General features: G+C 59.5%; 21 protein-coding genes. 13 read left to right on the top strand and 8 right to left on the bottom strand.

From position 1 onward, the window contains the following. Nucleotides 1-269 precede the first annotated feature (269 nt). The 4 genes from NW844_RS08085 to clpP all read right to left on the bottom strand — a co-directional run bounded on the left by NW844_RS08085 (nucleotide 270) and on the right by clpP (nucleotide 3,625). The gene (locus NW844_RS08085) at nucleotides 270-602 is read right to left on the bottom strand and encodes a ribulose bisphosphate carboxylase small subunit (protein ID WP_414334878.1); all 333 of its coding nucleotides are present in this window, start codon (nucleotides 600-602) and stop codon (nucleotides 270-272) included. An 8-nt stretch (nucleotides 603-610) separates the two neighbouring features. Continuing rightward, nucleotides 611-1,018, bottom strand: a complete 408-nt coding sequence (rcbX, locus tag NW844_RS08080) for a RuBisCO chaperone RbcX (RefSeq protein WP_414334877.1) — start codon at nucleotides 1,016-1,018, stop codon at nucleotides 611-613. Between the two features lie 69 nt (nucleotides 1,019-1,087). Then, nucleotides 1,088-2,512 carry a form I ribulose bisphosphate carboxylase large subunit gene (locus tag NW844_RS08075; protein ID WP_414334876.1) on the bottom strand — a complete coding sequence of 475 codons (1,425 nt, stop codon included), beginning with the start codon at nucleotides 2,510-2,512 and terminating at the stop codon, nucleotides 1,088-1,090. A 510-nt stretch (nucleotides 2,513-3,022) separates the two neighbouring features. Further along, entirely contained in the window at nucleotides 3,023-3,625 is a 603-nt protein-coding gene (gene clpP / locus NW844_RS08070) for an ATP-dependent Clp endopeptidase proteolytic subunit ClpP (RefSeq protein ID WP_414334875.1), read from the bottom strand. A 341-nt stretch (nucleotides 3,626-3,966) separates the two neighbouring features. Here clpP and NW844_RS08065 point away from each other — a divergent pair, with 341 nt between their 5' ends. The 4 genes from NW844_RS08065 to NW844_RS08050 all read left to right on the top strand — a co-directional run bounded on the left by NW844_RS08065 (nucleotide 3,967) and on the right by NW844_RS08050 (nucleotide 6,589). Next, a complete protein-coding gene (locus tag NW844_RS08065; RefSeq protein ID WP_414334874.1) occupies nucleotides 3,967-4,164 on the top strand; it encodes a hypothetical protein in 198 nt (65 codons plus the stop codon). A 221-nt stretch (nucleotides 4,165-4,385) separates the two neighbouring features. Continuing rightward, nucleotides 4,386-5,531, top strand: coding sequence for an FAD-dependent oxidoreductase (locus tag NW844_RS08060; RefSeq protein ID WP_414334880.1), 1,146 nt, complete (start codon nucleotides 4,386-4,388; stop codon nucleotides 5,529-5,531). Further along, nucleotides 5,519-5,716 (top strand): sulfur carrier protein ThiS, encoded by a 198-nt coding sequence (gene thiS, locus NW844_RS08055; RefSeq protein WP_414334873.1) that lies wholly within the window; start codon nucleotides 5,519-5,521, stop codon nucleotides 5,714-5,716. Before NW844_RS08060 ends, thiS begins: the two co-directional genes overlap by 13 nt. A 45-nt stretch (nucleotides 5,717-5,761) precedes the next feature. Next, nucleotides 5,762-6,589 carry a thiazole synthase gene (locus NW844_RS08050; RefSeq protein WP_414334872.1) on the top strand — a complete coding sequence of 276 codons (828 nt, stop codon included), beginning with the start codon at nucleotides 5,762-5,764 and terminating at the stop codon, nucleotides 6,587-6,589. Nucleotides 6,590-6,594: 5 nt separating this feature from the next. Here the strand turns inward: NW844_RS08050 and NW844_RS08045 are convergent, their stop codons facing one another. Next, nucleotides 6,595-7,227 (bottom strand): class I SAM-dependent methyltransferase, encoded by a 633-nt coding sequence (locus tag NW844_RS08045; RefSeq protein WP_414334871.1) that lies wholly within the window; start codon nucleotides 7,225-7,227, stop codon nucleotides 6,595-6,597. Nucleotides 7,228-7,489: 262 nt separating this feature from the next. On the opposite strand from NW844_RS08045, the gene NW844_RS08040 reads away from it, so the two are divergent. The 9 genes from NW844_RS08040 (at nucleotide 7,490) to NW844_RS08000 (ending at nucleotide 14,582) form a co-directional block, all read left to right on the top strand. Next, entirely contained in the window at nucleotides 7,490-8,221 is a 732-nt protein-coding gene (locus tag NW844_RS08040; protein ID WP_414334870.1) for a M50 family metallopeptidase, read from the top strand. Between the two features lie 117 nt (nucleotides 8,222-8,338). Further along, nucleotides 8,339-8,470 carry a hypothetical protein gene (locus NW844_RS08035; RefSeq protein ID WP_414334869.1) on the top strand — a complete coding sequence of 44 codons (132 nt, stop codon included), beginning with the start codon at nucleotides 8,339-8,341 and terminating at the stop codon, nucleotides 8,468-8,470. Nucleotides 8,471-8,571: 101 nt separating this feature from the next. Continuing rightward, nucleotides 8,572-9,738: a glycosyltransferase family 4 protein gene (locus NW844_RS08030; RefSeq protein WP_414334868.1), complete on the top strand. Its 1,167-nt coding sequence runs from the start codon at nucleotides 8,572-8,574 to the stop codon at nucleotides 9,736-9,738. 114 nt (nucleotides 9,739-9,852) lie between these two features. Next, nucleotides 9,853-10,824: a circadian clock protein KaiA gene (locus tag NW844_RS08025; protein WP_414334867.1), complete on the top strand. Its 972-nt coding sequence runs from the start codon at nucleotides 9,853-9,855 to the stop codon at nucleotides 10,822-10,824. A gap of 1 nt (nucleotide 10,825) precedes the next feature. Further along, a complete protein-coding gene (gene kaiB / locus NW844_RS08020) occupies nucleotides 10,826-11,128 on the top strand; it encodes a circadian clock protein KaiB (RefSeq protein ID WP_414334866.1) in 303 nt (100 codons plus the stop codon). Between the two features lie 28 nt (nucleotides 11,129-11,156). Next, entirely contained in the window at nucleotides 11,157-12,782 is a 1,626-nt protein-coding gene (kaiC, locus tag NW844_RS08015; protein ID WP_414334865.1) for a circadian clock protein KaiC, read from the top strand. Nucleotides 12,783-12,922: 140 nt separating this feature from the next. After that, nucleotides 12,923-13,375: a hypothetical protein gene (locus tag NW844_RS08010; RefSeq protein WP_414334864.1), complete on the top strand. Its 453-nt coding sequence runs from the start codon at nucleotides 12,923-12,925 to the stop codon at nucleotides 13,373-13,375. Beyond that, nucleotides 13,344-13,958, top strand: a complete 615-nt coding sequence (gene aat, locus NW844_RS08005) for a leucyl/phenylalanyl-tRNA--protein transferase (RefSeq protein ID WP_414334863.1) — start codon at nucleotides 13,344-13,346, stop codon at nucleotides 13,956-13,958. Before NW844_RS08010 ends, aat begins: the two co-directional genes overlap by 32 nt. Nucleotides 13,959-14,081: 123 nt before the next feature. Then, nucleotides 14,082-14,582: a low molecular weight protein-tyrosine-phosphatase gene (locus NW844_RS08000; protein WP_414334862.1), complete on the top strand. Its 501-nt coding sequence runs from the start codon at nucleotides 14,082-14,084 to the stop codon at nucleotides 14,580-14,582. A 22-nt stretch (nucleotides 14,583-14,604) separates the two neighbouring features. Here the strand turns inward: NW844_RS08000 and nuoK are convergent, their stop codons facing one another. The 3 genes from nuoK to NW844_RS07985 all read right to left on the bottom strand — a co-directional run bounded on the left by nuoK (nucleotide 14,605) and on the right by NW844_RS07985 (nucleotide 17,064). Then, complete coding sequence (gene nuoK / locus NW844_RS07995; RefSeq protein WP_414334879.1) at nucleotides 14,605-14,910, bottom strand: NADH-quinone oxidoreductase subunit NuoK; 306 nt, start codon at nucleotides 14,908-14,910, stop codon at nucleotides 14,605-14,607. 79 nt (nucleotides 14,911-14,989) lie between these two features. Further along, nucleotides 14,990-15,598 (bottom strand): NADH-quinone oxidoreductase subunit J, encoded by a 609-nt coding sequence (locus tag NW844_RS07990; protein WP_414334861.1) that lies wholly within the window; start codon nucleotides 15,596-15,598, stop codon nucleotides 14,990-14,992. A gap of 119 nt (nucleotides 15,599-15,717) precedes the next feature. Beyond that, nucleotides 15,718-17,064 (bottom strand): TPM domain-containing protein, encoded by a 1,347-nt coding sequence (locus tag NW844_RS07985; RefSeq protein ID WP_414334860.1) that lies wholly within the window; start codon nucleotides 17,062-17,064, stop codon nucleotides 15,718-15,720. Between the last annotated feature and the right edge of the window lie 296 nt (nucleotides 17,065-17,360).

Raw genomic sequence — 17,360 nt, 5'->3', positions numbered from 1 at the left:
CCCAGCCCCTCTCCCTGAGGGATGGCCCTCACCCCCAGCCCCTCTCCCTGAGGGAGAGGGGAGTTAGAGCGGCGCCTTCGCGACAGCGTTGTGTAGCAATAACGAGGCAAGGAACCGTTGCGTTGCTGTTTGAAATGACTGTTTTTTGAGATTGAGAATGGCGCCGTTGCCATTGGGAATGGCTGTGCGAAGCAAGAAATAAAAAAGAGGGAGAAGCTCTCCCTCCGCGCTGATTGGCTAGGAATGAGACCAATTGCCCCGAACCTCTCTTAGCGTAGGCCGCTGGGCTTGTAAACCAAGAAGCTGAGCACCTGGCACTGCTTGATGTTGTCGAACCCCACCACACGGATGAAGCAATTGGGGTAGGCGCTGCGGCAAGCCTGCACCTCGCTCAGCACCTCCTGGGGAGAAGTGGCGCCGAACAGAGGCAGCTTCCACAATGTCCAGTAGCGAACCGTCGGTTCAGAGGATTCGTTGAACTCAACGGCAGGGATGTAGCCCTGATCCAAGATGTATTGCACCTGCTTGATGATCTGCAGATCCGTCAGCGGCGGCAAGTAGGAAAGGGTTTCGTAGCGGCGCTCTTTCGGTAAGGTTTGCATGATGGCTGTCACTCCGTTTCGGGTCTAAGGTTTTGGGGAGGGGATCCCGCTTCCGGGTGGGTGACCGGCGGAGATCCCGCTGCTGAGGTGAGCCGTTCTAGGTGATTGCGGCGGTGCTCCATATTGGCCTGCTGGATGCCGGCTTTGGCCATCTCCGGCAGGTAATCCACCACCTCCGCTGCAATGTGCTCGCGAACGGTCATGATGCGGTAGGCCAAGTCAGGGCGCTCTGCCAGCAAAGCCCGCAGGTAGGCTTCCCCATCCTGGAGGTTTTGCCGGGCAGAGAACTGCTGCAGCCAAAGAGCCCTGGGAGGATCCGTCTCGCTCAGTTGGGCCAGCACCGTGCGCATCGCCTGATAGGTCAGGTAGCTGATCAAGGTCTTGGCCGTATCTTTGGCGATCTGTTTTAGATCCATTGCCAATCCAGGGGGTGGCCAAAGCAGCGGGGCAAGAGAACTGTGGGGATCCCTTGCCCCAGCCAATCTCTAGAGGGTATCGACGGGCTTGAACTCGAACTTGATCTCCTTCCACAGCTCGCAGGCAGCCGCCAGCTCCGGCGACCACTTGGCCGCTTCGCGGATGATGTCGTTGCCCTCGCGGGCCAGATCCCGACCTTCGTTACGAGCTTGGATACAAGCTTCCAAAGCCACCCGGTTGGCGGTCGCGCCTGGAGCGTTCCCCCAGGGGTGTCCCAGGGTTCCGCCGCCAAACTGCAGCACGGCATCGTCACCGAAGATCTCCACCAGTGCCGGCATGTGCCAGACGTGAATGCCACCGGAGGCCACCGGCATCACCCCAGGCATCGAAGCCCAATCTTGGGTGAAGAAGTTACCCCGAGAGCGATCCGCCTCCACATAGTTCTCCCGCATCTGATCCACAAAGCCAAGCGTCACGGCGCGGTCGCCTTCCAACTTGCCCACCACCGTACCGGCATGCAGGTGGTCGCCGCCGGACATGCGCAAGCACTTGGCCAGCACCCGGAAGTGGATGCCGTGGTTTTTCTGCCGGTCGATCACCGCGTGCATGGCGCGGTGGATGTGCAGCAGAATGCCGTTGTCGCGGCACCACTTAGCCAGGCTGGTGTTGGCGGTAAACCCAGCAGTCAGGTAGTCGTGCATGATGATGGGGGCACCAATCTCCTTGGCAAACTCCGCCCGTTTGAACATCTCCTCACAGGTGGGCGCCGTCACGTTCAGGTAGTGCCCCTTGATCTCGCCAGTTTCCGCTTGGGCCTTGTGGACGGCCTCCATCACAAAGAGGTAGCGATCCCGCCAGCGCTGGAAGGGCTGGGAGTTGATGTTTTCGTCGTCTTTGGTGAAGTCCAGACCGCCCCGCAGCGCCTCGTACACCGCCCGCCCGTAGTTTTTAGCGGAAAGGCCCAGCTTGGGCTTGATGGTGCAGCCCAATAGTGGGCGGCCATACTTGTTCAATTTGTCCCGCTCCACCTGGATGCCGTGGGGAGGGCCCTGGAAGGTCTTCAAGTAGGCCACGGGGATGCGCAAGTCTTCCAGCCGCAGCGCCTTCAGGGCCTTGAAGCCGAAGACGTTGCCCACAATCGAGGTGAGCATGTTGGTGACCGAGCCTTCCTCGAACAGATCCAGCGGATAGGCGACGAAGCAGAAGTATTGATTCTCTTCGCCGGGAACTGGCTCGATGTCGTAGCAGCGGCCCTTGTACCGATCCAAGTCGGTGAGCAAATCTGTCCACACCGTTGTCCAGGTGCCGGTCGAGGACTCAGCCGCCACCGCCGCCCCGGCCTCTTCGGGGGGAACGCCCGGCTGAGGGGTAACCCGGAAACAGGCCAAGACATCGGTATCCTTGGGCGTGTAGTCGGGCGTGTAATAGGTGAGTCGGTAATCTTTCACCCCGGCTTGATAGCCGCTTTTGGATTGGGTTGCTGCGTAAGCCACGTCGATCTCCCTCTGAACGAATCACAAAACCAGAAAATGCCATTCACGGCTGCAACCAATGAGGCAAAAACCCAGGGCCAAAGCCCCAGACCACCGAGTTTTCGTGAATGAACCTGCCCCACAACCATGGGACTTGGGCTTTGAGACAGTCTTCCGCATTCAAGCGGATGCAAAGTCCAAAACCCTCCTTTTCAAGTGCCGCCCATTGCCAGCTCTGACGCCCTGGACTTTGGAAACCCAGTGGAAAGATTTCTATACAGTGTCTAAGCTAGAATTGCGGCAAACACAGGTCTACACTGGTTTAATCCTAAGCTATCATCCGCAAGGATCAGCTGATCATTACTTTCTTTATGAGTTCGATTAGTTTGGTTAAAGTGAGTCCCCTGACTTAGTGACAAGAAGACCAATTTCTTTGGCTTTCTTAATATCTTCGCCGGTGGGATCCCTGCCAACAGGCAAAAGCTCCCTGCTTTGAGGGAGCCCTGCAAGCTGGCCGCAGAACCTAGACGCTCAAGAAACGGCTGCCAGGGTTGGCTGGGATCTCTTGCTGATCACCTGGTCGATGAGGCCGTACTCTTTGGCCTGTTCTGGGGTCATAAAGTTGTCGCGGTCGGTATCGCGTTCGATGCGCTCCAGAGGTTGGCCGGTGTGGTAGGCCAGCAGGCTGTTGAGGCTGTTTTTGATGAAGAGGATCTCTTTGGCCTGAATTTCGATGTCGGTGGCCGGCCCCTGGGCTCCACCGAGGGGCTGGTGGATCATGATGCGGGCGTGGGGAAGGGCGATGCGTTTGCCTTTGGTGCCCCCTGCCAGCAGAAAGGCTCCCATGCTGGCGGCCAGACCGATGCAGATGGTGGAGACATCCGGCTGGATGTGTTGCATGGTGTCGTAGATGGCCATACCGGCATAGACCGAGCCGCCGGGGGAGTTGATGTAGAGGTAGATGTCTTTCTCGGGGTCTTCGGATTCCAAGTAGAGCATCTGGGCCACGATCAGGTTAGCAATGTCGTCGTCCACCTGGGTGCCCAGGAAGATAATCCGATCCCGCAAAAGACGCGAGTAGATGTCAAAGGCGCGCTCGCCTCGCGCGGATTGCTCGATAACCGTGGGAATCATGCCAGTCCAAGGGATGGGTCAGTTCTTCTAGTGTAGTGTAAGCCGCTGGACAGATGCTTGCTCAGGGTGACCAGAGGGTAGCCGCCGGGTTGGGCAACGAGTCTGAGGTATGGCTCTTTACGATGGGGTGAGGCAAAGTCTAGATGGATATGATCCCAGATGAACCGATGGTGATCGCCAGCTTGCTGAGCCTAGCTTTGCTGGGGATCTTGATCCTAAACTTGGCAGAGCGTGGAACCGGTAATGGCGACTAGGATGGGAAAAAGTTCAACAGTCCCCTACCTTTGTAGGCTGGGGAGGGTAAGTACCTGGATGCCCGAATCCGGCAAGGGGTACTCCAGTTGACGCCATCACTTCACCACCTGAAAATGTTTCACATTCTCACCGTATCCTGCCAACTCATCACCACCCCCCAGCAGGTTGAGAAACTGGAGCTGGTGCTGAAGGCGTTGGCTCGTTGCTGTGAGTTTGTCCATCGCCATACCCCAGAAAACCTGCACAACTGCAAAGAACCTCCCTACCATCCGCCGCGGTTGTGATGCCCGCCAAGCGGCCAAACTAAGGGCGAAGAGCTTTGCCTGCGCCTTCACCTTCTCAAGCGTCAAGAATCCCTGTCCCTGAGGACAGGGGGTATGTCAACATCGGATCTAACATGAAATCCATTGCCTCAGCGGTGGGGGGCACTTTGACCCTTTCAACCTCATCTTCTCGGACAAATGCGGCAGCAAGTCTGCCCAGGCCATCTCCTATCCCGTCAGCGGTGGGGAGAGCGCAGCGGGATCCCATTCTTGTCCTCGGAGCCGGTCTGATGGGGCGCCTGTTGGCTGCCACCCTGGTCGAGGTCGGGCATTCTGTCCGCATCGTGGAGGCGGCTCCTGCCGGTGCCGTCGAGAGCAGTGCTGCCCATTTTGCCGCTGCCATGCTGGCTCCCCTGGCGGAGTCTGCCGTCGCCGAGGCCAGCGTAGTAGCGCAGGGGTACTATGCCCTCTCCCGTTGGCCCTCCCTTTTGGCCAGTCTGCCGCAGCCGGTTTTCTTTCAGCAGGAAGGCACCCTGATCCTCTGGCACCGCCAAGATGCGGGGGAAGCCAGACGCTTCTCATCCCTGCTAGCTGCTGTGGGGGAACGCCTTCCCCATCTCCCCAAGCCCCAGCCTCTGGATGCCCAGGCTGTAGCTGAGCTGGAGCCCTCGCTGGCCGGGCGATTTGGGCAAGGCCTGTATCTTCCCCAAGAGGGCCAACTGGATAACCGCCAACTGTTGTCGGCTCTGCTGGCCAAGCTGCGGCAGCACGAGGTGGAGGTGGAGTGGAGTTGCCCCTGGGATCTGGAGCAGGCGGAAGCCTGGCAGCAACAAACCGGCGGGTGGGTTTTGGACTGTCGCGGCCTGGGATCCCGAACAGAATGGGGTGGGCAGTCACCGCTGCGGGGAGTTAGAGGTGAGGTGGTACGTCTGTATGCCCCGGAAGTAGCTTTGCGGCGCCCGACCCGGCTGTTGCACCCCCGCTACCCGATCTACATCGCTCCCAAGCCGGGGCACCTGTTTGTGGTGGGAGCCACCGAAATTGAATCCGAGGATCGCTCGCCGGTGAGTGTCCGCTCGGCTCTGGAGCTGCTCAGCGCCGCCTACGCCGTCCACCCTGCCTTTGCCGAAGCGCGTATCCTGGAATTAGGCAGCCAATGTCGTCCCACCTTGGCGAACCACTTGCCAGCCGTGGTGGAGTGCGCGCCTCGCCTGTTGCAGATCAACGGCCTCTATCGCCATGGCTTTATGATCTCCCCGGCTATCCACGATGCCGTCTTGGAGTATCTTCACCACGGCAGTTGCCGCCTTGCTCAGGAGTTGGGGATCCCTTTTCAGGTACAGGCTGCCCCTCTTGCCGGTGAATCCCTGTCGCCATGCGTGTCTTGATCAACCAAAAGCCTTACGATTTGCCGGAGGGCACCACGCTGGCCGAGGCGATAGCCCAGGTGGAGATCAGTGGCCCTTTTGCGGTGGCGGTTAATCTAGAGTTTGTGCCGCGCGCCCAGTACGAGCGAACTCGTCTGCAAGAAGGCGACCAGGTGGAGATTGTCGCGCCGGTTGCCGGCGGCTAGTGCCCGACTGCCTCCCCTCAGATCCCGCATTTTTGCCCCTCAGCGATGTCCACTCTTCTTCCTGTCTCCCCCTCGACTCGGGCCGATGAGGATCCCTTGGTGCTCTACGGCCAAGCGCTGCCCAGCCGCCTGATGCTGGGGACGGCTCGCTACCCTTCGCCCGCCATTTTGGAGCAGGCAGTGGTGCGGGCACAGCCCTGTTTGTTGACCGTTTCCCTGCGGCGCCAGGGGGCGCTGGGGTCGGAAGCTTCCCAAGGGTTTTGGGCCCTGCTCCAGAAGCTAGGGATCCCGGTTCTGCCCAACACCGCCGGCTGCCACAGCGTGCAGGAGGTAGTCACCACAGCGGAGATGGCGCGGGAGGTGTTCGGCACCAACTGGATCAAGCTGGAGCTCATTGGGGATGACTACACCTTGCAGCCGGATCCGGTGCAACTGCCCACTGCCGCTGCCGAACTAATCCGTCGCGGCTTCAAGGTTCTGCCCTATAGCACCGACGATCTGGTGCTGTGCCAGCGGCTCTTGGATGCCGGTTGTGAAGTGGTGATGCCCTGGGCCGCTCCCATCGGCACCGGCAAGGGCCCCCTCAACCCCTACAACTTGCGCTTGCTGCGAGAGCGGATCGAGGCGCCCCTGATCGTGGATGCCGGCCTGGGCCTGCCCTCCCACGCCTGCCAGGTGATGGAGTGGGGCTTCGATGGGGTGCTGTTGAATACAGCGGTGGCCTTGGCTCGGGATCCGGTGGCAATGGCCGAGGCCTTTGCGGAAGCAGTGCGCGCAGGCCGGCGAGCCTACCTGGCCGGCGCGATGACCCCCCAGGAAGCGGCTCAGCCCAGCACACCGGTTCTCGGCACTCCTTTTTGGCACCAAGGGTGAGCAGCTTAGGCGGCAGGCTTTTGGGCCTGGATCACCTGCAAAGCCCCCCCGGCGTGCAGGGTCTGCCGGACGGATTGCCAGCCCTGCTGCTGCAAGTACTGCGGCAGATCCAACTTGAGCAAGTTCCAGGCGGTCTCGGTTTCAAACAGGGCCAGAAAGAGGGCCAGCCCAGGCCATATCCAAGGTTGGCAAGGCGCGTGCAAGTCCAGGATCAAAAGCCCTCCCCCCGGCTTGAGCACCCGCCACCCTTCCCGCAGCACCTGTTCCAGGTCAGGAAAAGGCAGCTCGTGCAGGGCCAAGCTGGTGTGCACCCAATCAAAGCTGTTGGCAGGAAAGGGCAGATCCTGGGCAAAGGCTTCCACAAATTCCACCTTGGGGAGGCGTTGGCGAGCTGCCGCCAGGGCTTTGGGGGAAGCATCCAGGCCGACAACGTTTTGGCTCAGCTCGGCCAAAATTGGGGTCACTTCGGCAGGGCCACAGCAGAGATCCAATACCCGCTCCTGGGGCTGGATGGAGATCCCTTGGAGGGGCAACCAGCGCAGTCGCTCATATCCCCCCACTGCTAGGGCAGCCGCACCGCTGATGCTGCGGTAAAGCCAGGGAAAGCGGTAGCTCCAGTCGCGCAGGAAGGTGGCCATAGGCAGGGATCCCTTGGGGCTTTTCCAGCCTACCTGTGAGACGGCTCCCCTGTCTCCTTGCTGTTGTTGGCCCCTCACCCCCAACCCCTCTCCCAGAGGTCACCCAAGCGCTCCGCGCCGCTCACGCGACCACCCCCAACCCCTCTCCCAGAGGGAGAGGGGAGTTGGCCCGGCTATTTTTGCCTGATGTGGAACTTTTTTCTGCCGGCAATCGTCTAGGCCGACAAGGCATCTTGGGCCTTTTCTCCACCCACCTGCTGGTATGACTCAGTTTGAGCTGCCTCCTTCCCCTTCCGCAAGGCCTGGCCGGCACAGCGTGATCTGGCTGGTGGCTGCGGCGGGGCTAACGGTCTTGCTCTGGCGGTTTCCCTGGGGCAATTACCTCCTCTACCCCTTTACTTTGTTGGCCACCTGGTTTCACGAGATGGGCCATGGCCTGATGGCACTGCTGTTGGGGGGGGAGTTTCATCGTCTTGAGATCTATCCCGACGGCTCGGGGCTGGCCATTCACAGTGGCGAGCTGTTTTTGGGGCGGGTGGGGCGGGCCTTGGTGGCCGCTGCCGGGCCGATGGGGCCGCCCATAGCTGGGGCCCTGTTCATCCTCACCTCCCGCCGCCGCAGCACAGCTCGGCTGGGGCTGGTATTTTTGGGATCCCTGTTGTTGCTCTCGACGCTGCTCTGGGTGCGTTCTCCTTTTGGCCTTTTGTTCCTCCCGGCCATGGGTTTGGGCATCCTGGCAGTAGCTCGCTGGGCTGCCTCTTGGTTACAAAGCTTTGCCCTGCAGTTTTTGGGGGTGCAAGCCTGTGTGAGCACCTATCACCAGCTCGATTATCTTTTTATGGACGCTGCTGTCATCGACGGGCGGCTGATCCTCTCCGATTCCAGCCAGATTGCCCAAAACCTGTTTTTGCCCTACTGGTTCTGGGGAGGGGTGATGGCGGTGTTTTCTTTGGTTCTGCTGATCACCAGCTTGCAACTGGCCTTTCGCGACTAGGGGGCAAAGCCGCAATTCTGGAAGTGATTGTTGTCACCTAAAAATCCGTCGCCCATCACTGCCCAGCCGAAAAAACCGCCGCTACAGTAGGGGGCATGAGGAGTGTGGGAGCGGATTATGTGGCGAGACGTTATTGGACTGGCTCTGGCGGCTACGCTGTTGTTGATCAGCAAAACGGCGGCCGATACCCTCGGCCAGAACCAAGAGCCAACTCATTCTGCTCCGCTGCAAGATCAGCTGCTGCAATAAAGTTGTGCTGCTGCGATCCCAAGCCGTCATTGCGTTGCCGTTTTGTGCAACACTCATCCTAAGAGAATCTGCAGAGCCTTTTCACTAGGCTTGGGATCCCGATGCGCATAGCCCTGTTTACGGAAACGTTTCTGCCCAAGGTGGATGGCATCGTTACGCGGCTTTGCCACACGGTGCGCCATCTGACGGCCCGCGGCAACTCGGTGCTTATCGTCGCGCCTCAGGGGGCGCCCAGGCGGTTTGCCCGGGCGCGGGTTTACGGGATCCCAGGCTTCCCCTTGCCTTTGTACCCGGAGTTGAAGCTGGCTGCTCCCGGCCCCGCCATCGGCAGGGTGCTCAACCGCTTCCGACCGGATGTCATCCACGTGGTCAACCCGGCGGTTTTGGGGTTGGGGGGCCTCTACTACAGCCAAGCGATGGGGATCCCGCTGGTGGCCTCCTACCACACCCATCTGCCGAAGTATCTGAAGCACTACGGGCTGGGCTTTCTGGAGGGAGTTTTGTGGAACCTCCTCAAGCTGGGGCACAATTTGGCGCGGGTCAACCTCTGCACCTCGACGGCCATGATGCAGGAGCTGAGCGCCCACGGCATCGAGCGGGTGCAACTGTGGCAGCGGGGGGTGGATACGGAGCTGTTTCATCCGCAGGCTGCCGACCCAGAGATGCGGGCCCGCCTTACGGCGGGTCAGCCGGAGCGGCCGCTGTTGCTCTACGTAGGTCGGCTCTCGGCGGAAAAAGAGGTGGGGCGGATCCGGGTGTTGCTGGAGCAGATCCCGCAGGCGCGCCTGGCTATCGTGGGCGACGGGCCGGAGCGGGGATCCCTGGAGCAACATTTTGCCGGCTACGACGTGGTGTTTACGGGCTATTTACAGGGGCAAGACCTAGCGGCGGCCTTTGCGTCCGCGGATCTGTTCGTGTTCCCCTCCCGCACCGAGACGTTGGGCTTGGTCTTGTTGGAGGCCATGGCTGCCGGTTGTCCGGTAATCGCCCCCCGCTGCGGCGGCATTACCGATGTGGTGGACAGCGGCCGCAACGGCTTTCTGTTCGATCCGGACTCCGACAGCGACTTTGTCCAGGCCACGCGGCAGCTCTTAGAGGGCACCGGGCAGCGGCAGCTCTTCCGGCAGCAGGCCCGGCAAGAGGCTGAGCGCTGGAGTTGGTCGGCGGCCACACAACAGTTGGAGGAGTACTACCGCACCGTCATCGCCGATGAGGACTCTGGCCGAAGAGCACAAGCGGGATCCGGCAAGAGCGCAGGCAGCGTCTGAACAGATTGCACACTCAGTGGAGCGGATCAGAGGATTGCTCCTTTGGCCCAACTCTGGCAGGTGAGCGGGGATCCCGGCCAGATTTAAGATAGGAATGCGTCTTCAGCCCTTGTCTTGTTGCCTGACCCCCACCCCCTGCGCATCAGCCTGTTGCTGGATTGGGAGCCGCCAGCAGAGGAACCTCTGGCTTGCGAGGACTGGCTACCCCCGCAGCGTTTCGTCGTCGAGTGTTTTCAGGATCAAGCGGCCTTTCTAGAAGCCCTCAGAAAACAAGACGGCCATGTCGATTGCTTGGTGCTTCTGGTGGATCCCGGTCGGCTGCAGGAGTTGCACGATCTGGGTAATCAGCTCTGCGCCTGGGGGCTTCTGCTGCCGACCGTGTTGGCCATTGTGCTGGAAGAATCCCATCTGGAGACCGAAGAACACTCCTCTCGGGTAAAGGCATTGCTCAAGCGGGAGCAATTTTTTTACCACAATGCCACCCTTGTTCGTCCCATTTCGCCGCAAGAGCTGAAGGGACAGGCGCGGGCCGACTGTTCCGGATCCCCTTCCGTCTTAGAGCTGCTGGTGGATCGGGCCATCGCCTTGTTTCTGCAGATGTCTCCCACCTGCGGTCTCCCGCAGGGCCCAGTGCATCCCAGCGATCAGCCCTACCTGGCTTACAGCAACCAACAACAGCGACGGCTGGCGGAGAAACTGCGGGAACGGCTGGGCTATGCCGGAGTGTACTATCATCGTGACCCAGAGCTGTTTTATCGGCGCCTCCCACCCCACGAGCAGCGAGCCTTGATGCAGCGGCTGCGCGGCCTGTACCAAACCATTGTCCTGGAATACTTTCAGTCTCCTGAGACCGCCAATGCCCGCATCGACGAGCTGGTGGCCCTTGCCTTCTTTGCCGACATCGGCGCTGCTCAACTGCTGGAGCTGCACATGAACTTGATGGAGGACTTTGCCAAACAACTGAAACTGGAAGGCCGCAGCGAAGAGATCCTGCTAGACTACCGCCTCACCCTGATCGATGTGATGGCCCACCTGAGCGAAATGTACCGCCGCTCCATTCCCAAACCTGCCCCAAGGGATCCCTGATATGTCCACTCGCAAAGCCTATGTCCTCAAGCTCTACGTGGCGGGCAACACCCCCAGTTCTCTGCGTGCCCTCAGCACCTTGCAAGACATCTTAGAAAAGGAATTCCGCGGCGTGTACAGTCTGAAGGTGATCGATGTCTTGAAAAACCCGCAACTGGCAGAGGAAGATAAGATCTTGGCAACGCCGACCTTGGCCAAAATCCTGCCGCCACCGGTGCGGAAGATTATTGGCGATCTGTCCAACCGCGAGAAAGTGCTCATCGGCCTGGATCTGCTCTACGAAGAACTGGACGAAGAGACTTGAGACAGGCCACGAGGGCAAGGAGAATGGGATGAACCAATCATTGGGGCCTTCTGAGCCAGAAAAGCCACAGGATAACGCCGCAGAGGACTCCACCGAACCAACCACAGACAACCACCCAGCGAGTCTATCGGAGCTGCGTGGGATCCCGAAAAAACAGACGGGCATCGAGGGCTTTGAAGACATCAGCCACGGTGGGCTGCCCCTGGGACGCACCACCTTGGTCAGCGGCACCTCTGGTACCGGCAAAACTCTGTTTGCCATTCAATTCCTTTACAACGGCATCGTGAAGTATCAAGAGCCGGGGATCTTTGTCACCTTTGAGGAAACCCCCGCCGATATCATTCGCAATGCCTCCAGCTTTGGCTGGGATCTGCAGGCTCTCATCGACAGGGGCCAACTGTTCATCCTGGATGCCTCCCCCGATCCCGAAGGCTACGAGGTGAGCGGCAATTTCGACTTGTCGGCCCTTATCGAGCGCATCCAGTACGCCATCCGCAAATACAAAGCCAAGCGGGTCTCCATCGACTCGGTGACGGCCATCTTTCAGCAATACGACCCTGCCGGCGTGGTGCGGCGAGAGCTGTTCCGCCTGACGGCCCGCCTCAAGCAGGCCAATGTCACCACCGTCATGACCACCGAGCGCACCGACGAGTACGGCCCCATCGCTCGCTACGGCGTGGAAGAATTTGTCTCCGACAACGTGGTGATCCTGCGCAACATTCTGGAAGGCGAGAAGCGGCGGCGCACCATCGAGATCTTGAAGCTGCGGGGCACCACCCACATGAAGGGGGAATATCCCTTCACCATCACCAACGACGGGATCAACATCTTCCCGCTGGGGGCCATGCAACTGACGCAGCGCTCCTCCAATGTGCGCGTTTCTTCGGGTATCGAGAAGCTGGACGAGATGTGCGGCGGTGGCTTCTTCAAAGACTCGATTATTTTGGCCACCGGCGCCACCGGCACGGGCAAAACCTCGCTGGTGAGCAAATTCCTAGAGCGGGGTTGTCTGGATGGGGAACGCTGCATTCTCTTCGCCTATGAAGAATCGCGGGCGCAGCTTTCCCGCAACGCCTCCTCCTGGGGCATTGAGCTGGAAGAGTTCGAGCGGCAGGGCCTCCTTAAGATCATCTGCGCCTATCCGGAGTCGGCTGGCCTGGAAGATCACCTGCAGAAGATCAAAACGGAGATGATGGCCTTCAAGCCCTCTCGCATGGCCATCGACTCGCTGTCGGCGCTGGCGCGGGGGGTGAGCCAAAATGCCTTCCGCCAGTTTGTTATTGGGGTAACCGGCCTGGCCAAGCAAGAGGAGATCACCGGCTTTTTCACCAACACCACCGACCAATTCATGGGATCCCATTCCATCACCGAGTCCCACATCTCCACCATCACCGACACGATCATCCTGCTGCAATACGTGGAGATCCGCGGCGAGATGGCCCGCGCGCTCAATGTCTTCAAAATGCGGGGATCCTGGCACGACAAAGGGATCCGCGAGTACCTGATCTCCAATGCAGGCATCCAAATCCGCGATTCCTTCCGGGGCTACGAGCGCATCATCAGCGGCTCCCCGACCCGCATCAATGTGGACGAGAAAAACGAGCTTTCCCGGATTGTGCAAAACGTCCAGGCCCTCGAGGAAGAAGGGTTTTGAGTGGCCACTGCCAGAGGCGCCGTTTTCACTCCTGATTTCGCTACCGGAAAGGACATAGAGTGGAAAGCATAGGCAGTGGCTGTGAGAGTATGGCTCCTTCACAAAGACGGCGCCGGCGACTTCGATTTGGGATCTGGGCCATGGTGGCCATCCTGGCCGGGTTTGTGGGATCCCTGCTGGCGGGATCGGCACAGAAGCTGGGGGCACAGGCACAGCAGGGCCTAACTCAAGCCCAACTGGAGCAGGCTCAATATGTGCGCAGTTGTGGCAGTTGCCACGTGGCGTTGCCCGCCCAAGTGTTGCCCACCGAAACCTGGCGACGGCTGCTACAGGATCCCAGCCACTATGGCCAGCAGATCCAGCCCCTGAGCGGCGTGGCTTTGCAACTGGCCTGGGGTTATTTGCGGCCCAACTCCCGCCCTCTGCGACAAGGAGAACAGGTGCCCTACCGCCTGGCCGATTCTCGCTATTTCCGCGCCTTGCACCTGCAAGTGGAGTTTCCCACTCCTGTGCGGGTCAGTGGCTGCGTGGATTGTCACCCCAAAGTCAATGCGGGAGATTTTGCCAGTCTCTCGCCCCAATGGCAATCTTGAGGGGGCACAAGTGAACCTGGACGCCATTCTGGCCGGATACGCCCAAGGCTACTTCCTGATGGCCGACGAAGAGACGGGATCCCTAGCTTGGTACGGCACCGACCGGCACGCCGTGATCCCGCTCGACGAGCGATTCCACTGCCCCCGTTCGTTGCGGCCTTTGGTGCGCAGCGGTCGTTTCCAGGTGCGGATCAACGACGCTTTTGAGCAGGTGGTAGAAGGCTGTGCCGCTCGTACCCACACCTGGATCAGCCGTGAGCTGAAGCAGATCTACGCAGCTCTGCGCCGGGCCGGCTTTGCCCATAGCTTTGAAACCTGGCAGGGAGACACCCTAGCAGGCGGGATCCTGGGCATTGCCCTGGGGGCAGCGTTCATCGGCGAGTCCATGTTCTACCGCAGGCCCAACGGCTCGAAGGTGGCCCTGGTGAAGCTGGTGGAACACCTGCGGGAGCGGGGATTTCGCCTGTTCGACGCTCAGTTGATGAACCCGCACCTAGCCCGTTTTGGCGCCTTTCTCATGGATGGCCAAGACTACCTGAAGCTGTTGCAGCAGTGCCTGGAGATCCCTTGTCGGTTTGATTGAACCTGGAATTCCAAACACTGCAGCGGCTCCCGGTAGAAAGTGGGATCGGCCCCATTCTAAAGAACCACCAGATGGACATTGTTGTAGGGTTAAGAAGAGCTTTTTACTGCCGTTGAGATTGCCATGAGCCAAAAGCTGCTGTTTGTGTGTCTGGGCAACATCTGCCGTTCTCCTGCTGCCGAAGGGATCACCAACTACTTGCTGCAGAGCAGCGGCCACGAAGAAGCCATTATCTGCGATTCGGCAGGTACAGCCGCCTATCACATCGGCAGTCCCCCAGATCGCCGCATGCAACAAGTTGCCCAGCGCTATGGACTGGAGCTGCACGGCCAAGCCCGGCAAATTCATCCTTTGGATCTGCGGGAGTTCGACCTGATCCTGGCTATGGATCGGCAAAATTATCGCGATATCCTCAGCCTCGATCCCCAGAGAAGATATGCCGACAAGGTGCGCTTAATCTGTAGCTACTGTCGTTCCCACACCGATGAAGAAGTTCCGGATCCCTACTACGGGGGCGAGGCTGGGTTTCACTACGTGATCGAGCTGCTCTGGGATGCCTGCAGCGGCCTGCTGGAATCCTTGATCCCCGGGATCCAATGCCCGCCGCTGCCCAGCCGCACCTGAACGTAATCGATCAAGAAAACAACTACCACCTGAGCAGATTAAAGCTCTCCATGTCGATGGTGGCCCGGTTGCGGTAGATCCCCAACACAATGGCCAAGCCCACTGCCGCCTCGGCAGCCGCCACGGTGATGACGAACACCGAAAACACCTGGCCGCGAATCAAGCTGGAGTCAACAAAGTTGGAGAAGGCCATAAAGTTGAGGTTCACCGCGTTGAGCATCAGCTCAATCGACATCAACACCCGAATGGCGTTGCGACTGACGATCAAGCCGTAGATGCCGATGCAGAAGAGAACTGCCGCGACCACCAAGAAAAACTGCAGTTGCAACATCCCAAGAGGCTCCAGTGGATACAGATGAGAGGGGTGTGAGGAAGACCTTGAGCTGTATGGCCGAGAGCAGACAGCCTTAACGGGTGCTCACCAGCTCTGCTGGGCGTTCCGACTCCGATTCCAGCCGGGGCCGAGCCCGCTCCAGCAAGCTGAGATCCCCTTCTTGGGCTTGGGGGATGACAAACTCTCGACGCGCCAGCACAATGGCCCCGATCAACGCCATCAGCAGCAAAACAGAAGCCAGCTCAAACGGCAACAGATAATCGCTAAAGAAATGCCCGCCAATCACCAGAGCACTGCTCGTGGGCTGGATTGGCTCCAACTGCCAGGGGGTATTCAAGGCCATTGCCGTCAGGAGGGCAAACAGCCCCAAACACACCGCCGCCGTCACCCCATTGCGCAGCCAGCCCAGTTTCAGAGGAGCAAAGGTGTAGCGCCGGTTCACCAACATGATGGCGAACAGGATCAACACATTGACCGCGCCGACGTAGATCAACACTTGGGCGGCAGCCACAAAATCGGCATTCAAGAGAAGGTACAGCCCGGCCATGCTCAGGAAAACGCCCCCCAATAGAAAGCCGGAATAGACGATGTTAGGGGCCCAAACCACTCCCATGGCAAAGCCGATGGCCATCGCCGAGAGCACCCCAAAGGTAACCAGTTGCACGCCTTCTGCAAGGGTCATGGGATCTTCGTCCTTAACAAATCGCTATCGCTGCTCCCTTACCACTCTACTGTCCCGGCGGATTTAAGAGAAGCCCAACTCCCTTGTTCAATCGATAGAGAAATCTCTAGAGTTGGGTCTCACCAACTGCCGCCTGCTCCGTCGCCGTGGCTGCTGCCGCCCCCGAAGTTTCTATCTCGGTCTCTGGTGTCATAATCGCTGTCATCAGGCTCTTGGACTTCAACTTCTCGCTCCGTTCGGTATTGGCAGAGAGGGCAAGTCAAGGTTTCTCGTCTGAAGGTGTAGGGATAGATGTTTCTCCTAATAATCTCGGTTTGGAGATCAAGGGTAAGAGCTTGACACTGAGGGCAATAAAGGTGGCGATAAGATTTATTTTCGCGCACGACCACGGCCATCCCCTGACAGGCGGGGCAAAACCAGCCGTAGTAGCGGGCTCTGCGCCGGCTTTTGGCCAGGCGATGCGCTGGGGGAAGTTGCCCATCGAGAATTTGGGGCTGGATGGGGCGCATGGGCCGACCGCAGCTTTGACACACCACCGGCTGAAACGGGATCCCACGCTTCGAGCCCAAGATGCCGTCGGTGGTCACAACTGCCAGGAAGGGCAGCACCAGTACCAGCCAGTTACCGCTGGCCGACATCAGGAAGAGACCAAGGCAGAGGGAGCCAGAATAGAGAAGCAGGCGAACGGGGTCGCTCTGCAGCGAGGAGAGGACAGCCATTGTCCCCTGCTCTCGGCGTGTCAGGGACAGGACTTTTGCTCCTCCCCGCTCGGCCTTGAGATAGACCGGCAGGCGGGAGCGCTGCCACCCCACCCCTAGGATAATGATCCCCAACAGCAGCAGGATCCCTTCCAGCGAGCTTTGAGCAGCAGCCAGGGATCCCGTTCCAACCGCTCGAGGAACGGCTGCAGTGGAAAGAGAAGTGGAAGCTTGAGAAGCGGCTGAAGGAACCTCGGCAACCGGCTGCCCCTGCAACACTGAGGTTAACTGCCGTACTCCCGCCAAGGTGCCGCCATCGAAATCCCTATTGCGAAACTTGGGCAGGATCTGCTGGTCGATAATCTGCTGAACGCGGCTGTCGGGAAGGATGGTGGCCAAACCCCTGCCGGTTTCAATTTCCACCCGCCGATCCCCTACCGAGATGAGAAACAACACGCCGTTGTTGCGACCGGCCTTGCCAATGCCCCAGTAGTTAAATAGCTGCGTGGTGAACGCTTTCGGCGTGGCATATCCCTGAGTATTGGGTACCGTCACCACTGCCATCTCGGCAGTGGTACGCTGCTCAAGCTGGGTGAGGAGACGGTTTAGCTCGTTTTCAGTGCTGCTGCTGAGGATGTCGGCGGTGTCGGAAACCCATCCTCCATACTGGCGGCGGGGGTTGGGCACTTGTTCGAGGGTAATTGCCCAAGCGGGCTGCGGGATCCACAGCGATACACTGAGCAAGACTGCCGCCCAAACTTTTGGCATGGCTCACCTGGCTGAGCGCTGCCTTGGTTTTAGCACAGCCCCTTCGGATGGAGATGCATTTGCAACACGGAACTGTCTAGAGGCGTCTTGACAGCGCCTTTACGAGCTCGTTTGTGGACTGCGTAAGAATCCCCCCCTTTAGGCGGTGGGAGTGTCAAGAACGCAACCACTTCCAAAGTTATCCCGAATACCAATGAGACGAACACCCCCTCACCCCTAACCCCTCTCCCAGAGGCACCCTCACCCCCAGCCCCTCTCCCAGAGGGAGAGGGGGGAAGTGGATCTTGCCGTTCTCT

Origin of the sequence: Synechococcus sp. H55.2 (genome assembly GCF_047462495.1) — a bacterium.
Lineage (GTDB): Bacteria > Cyanobacteriota > Cyanobacteriia > Thermostichales > Thermostichaceae > Thermostichus.
This window is presented reverse-complemented; position numbering and strand designations above follow the sequence as displayed.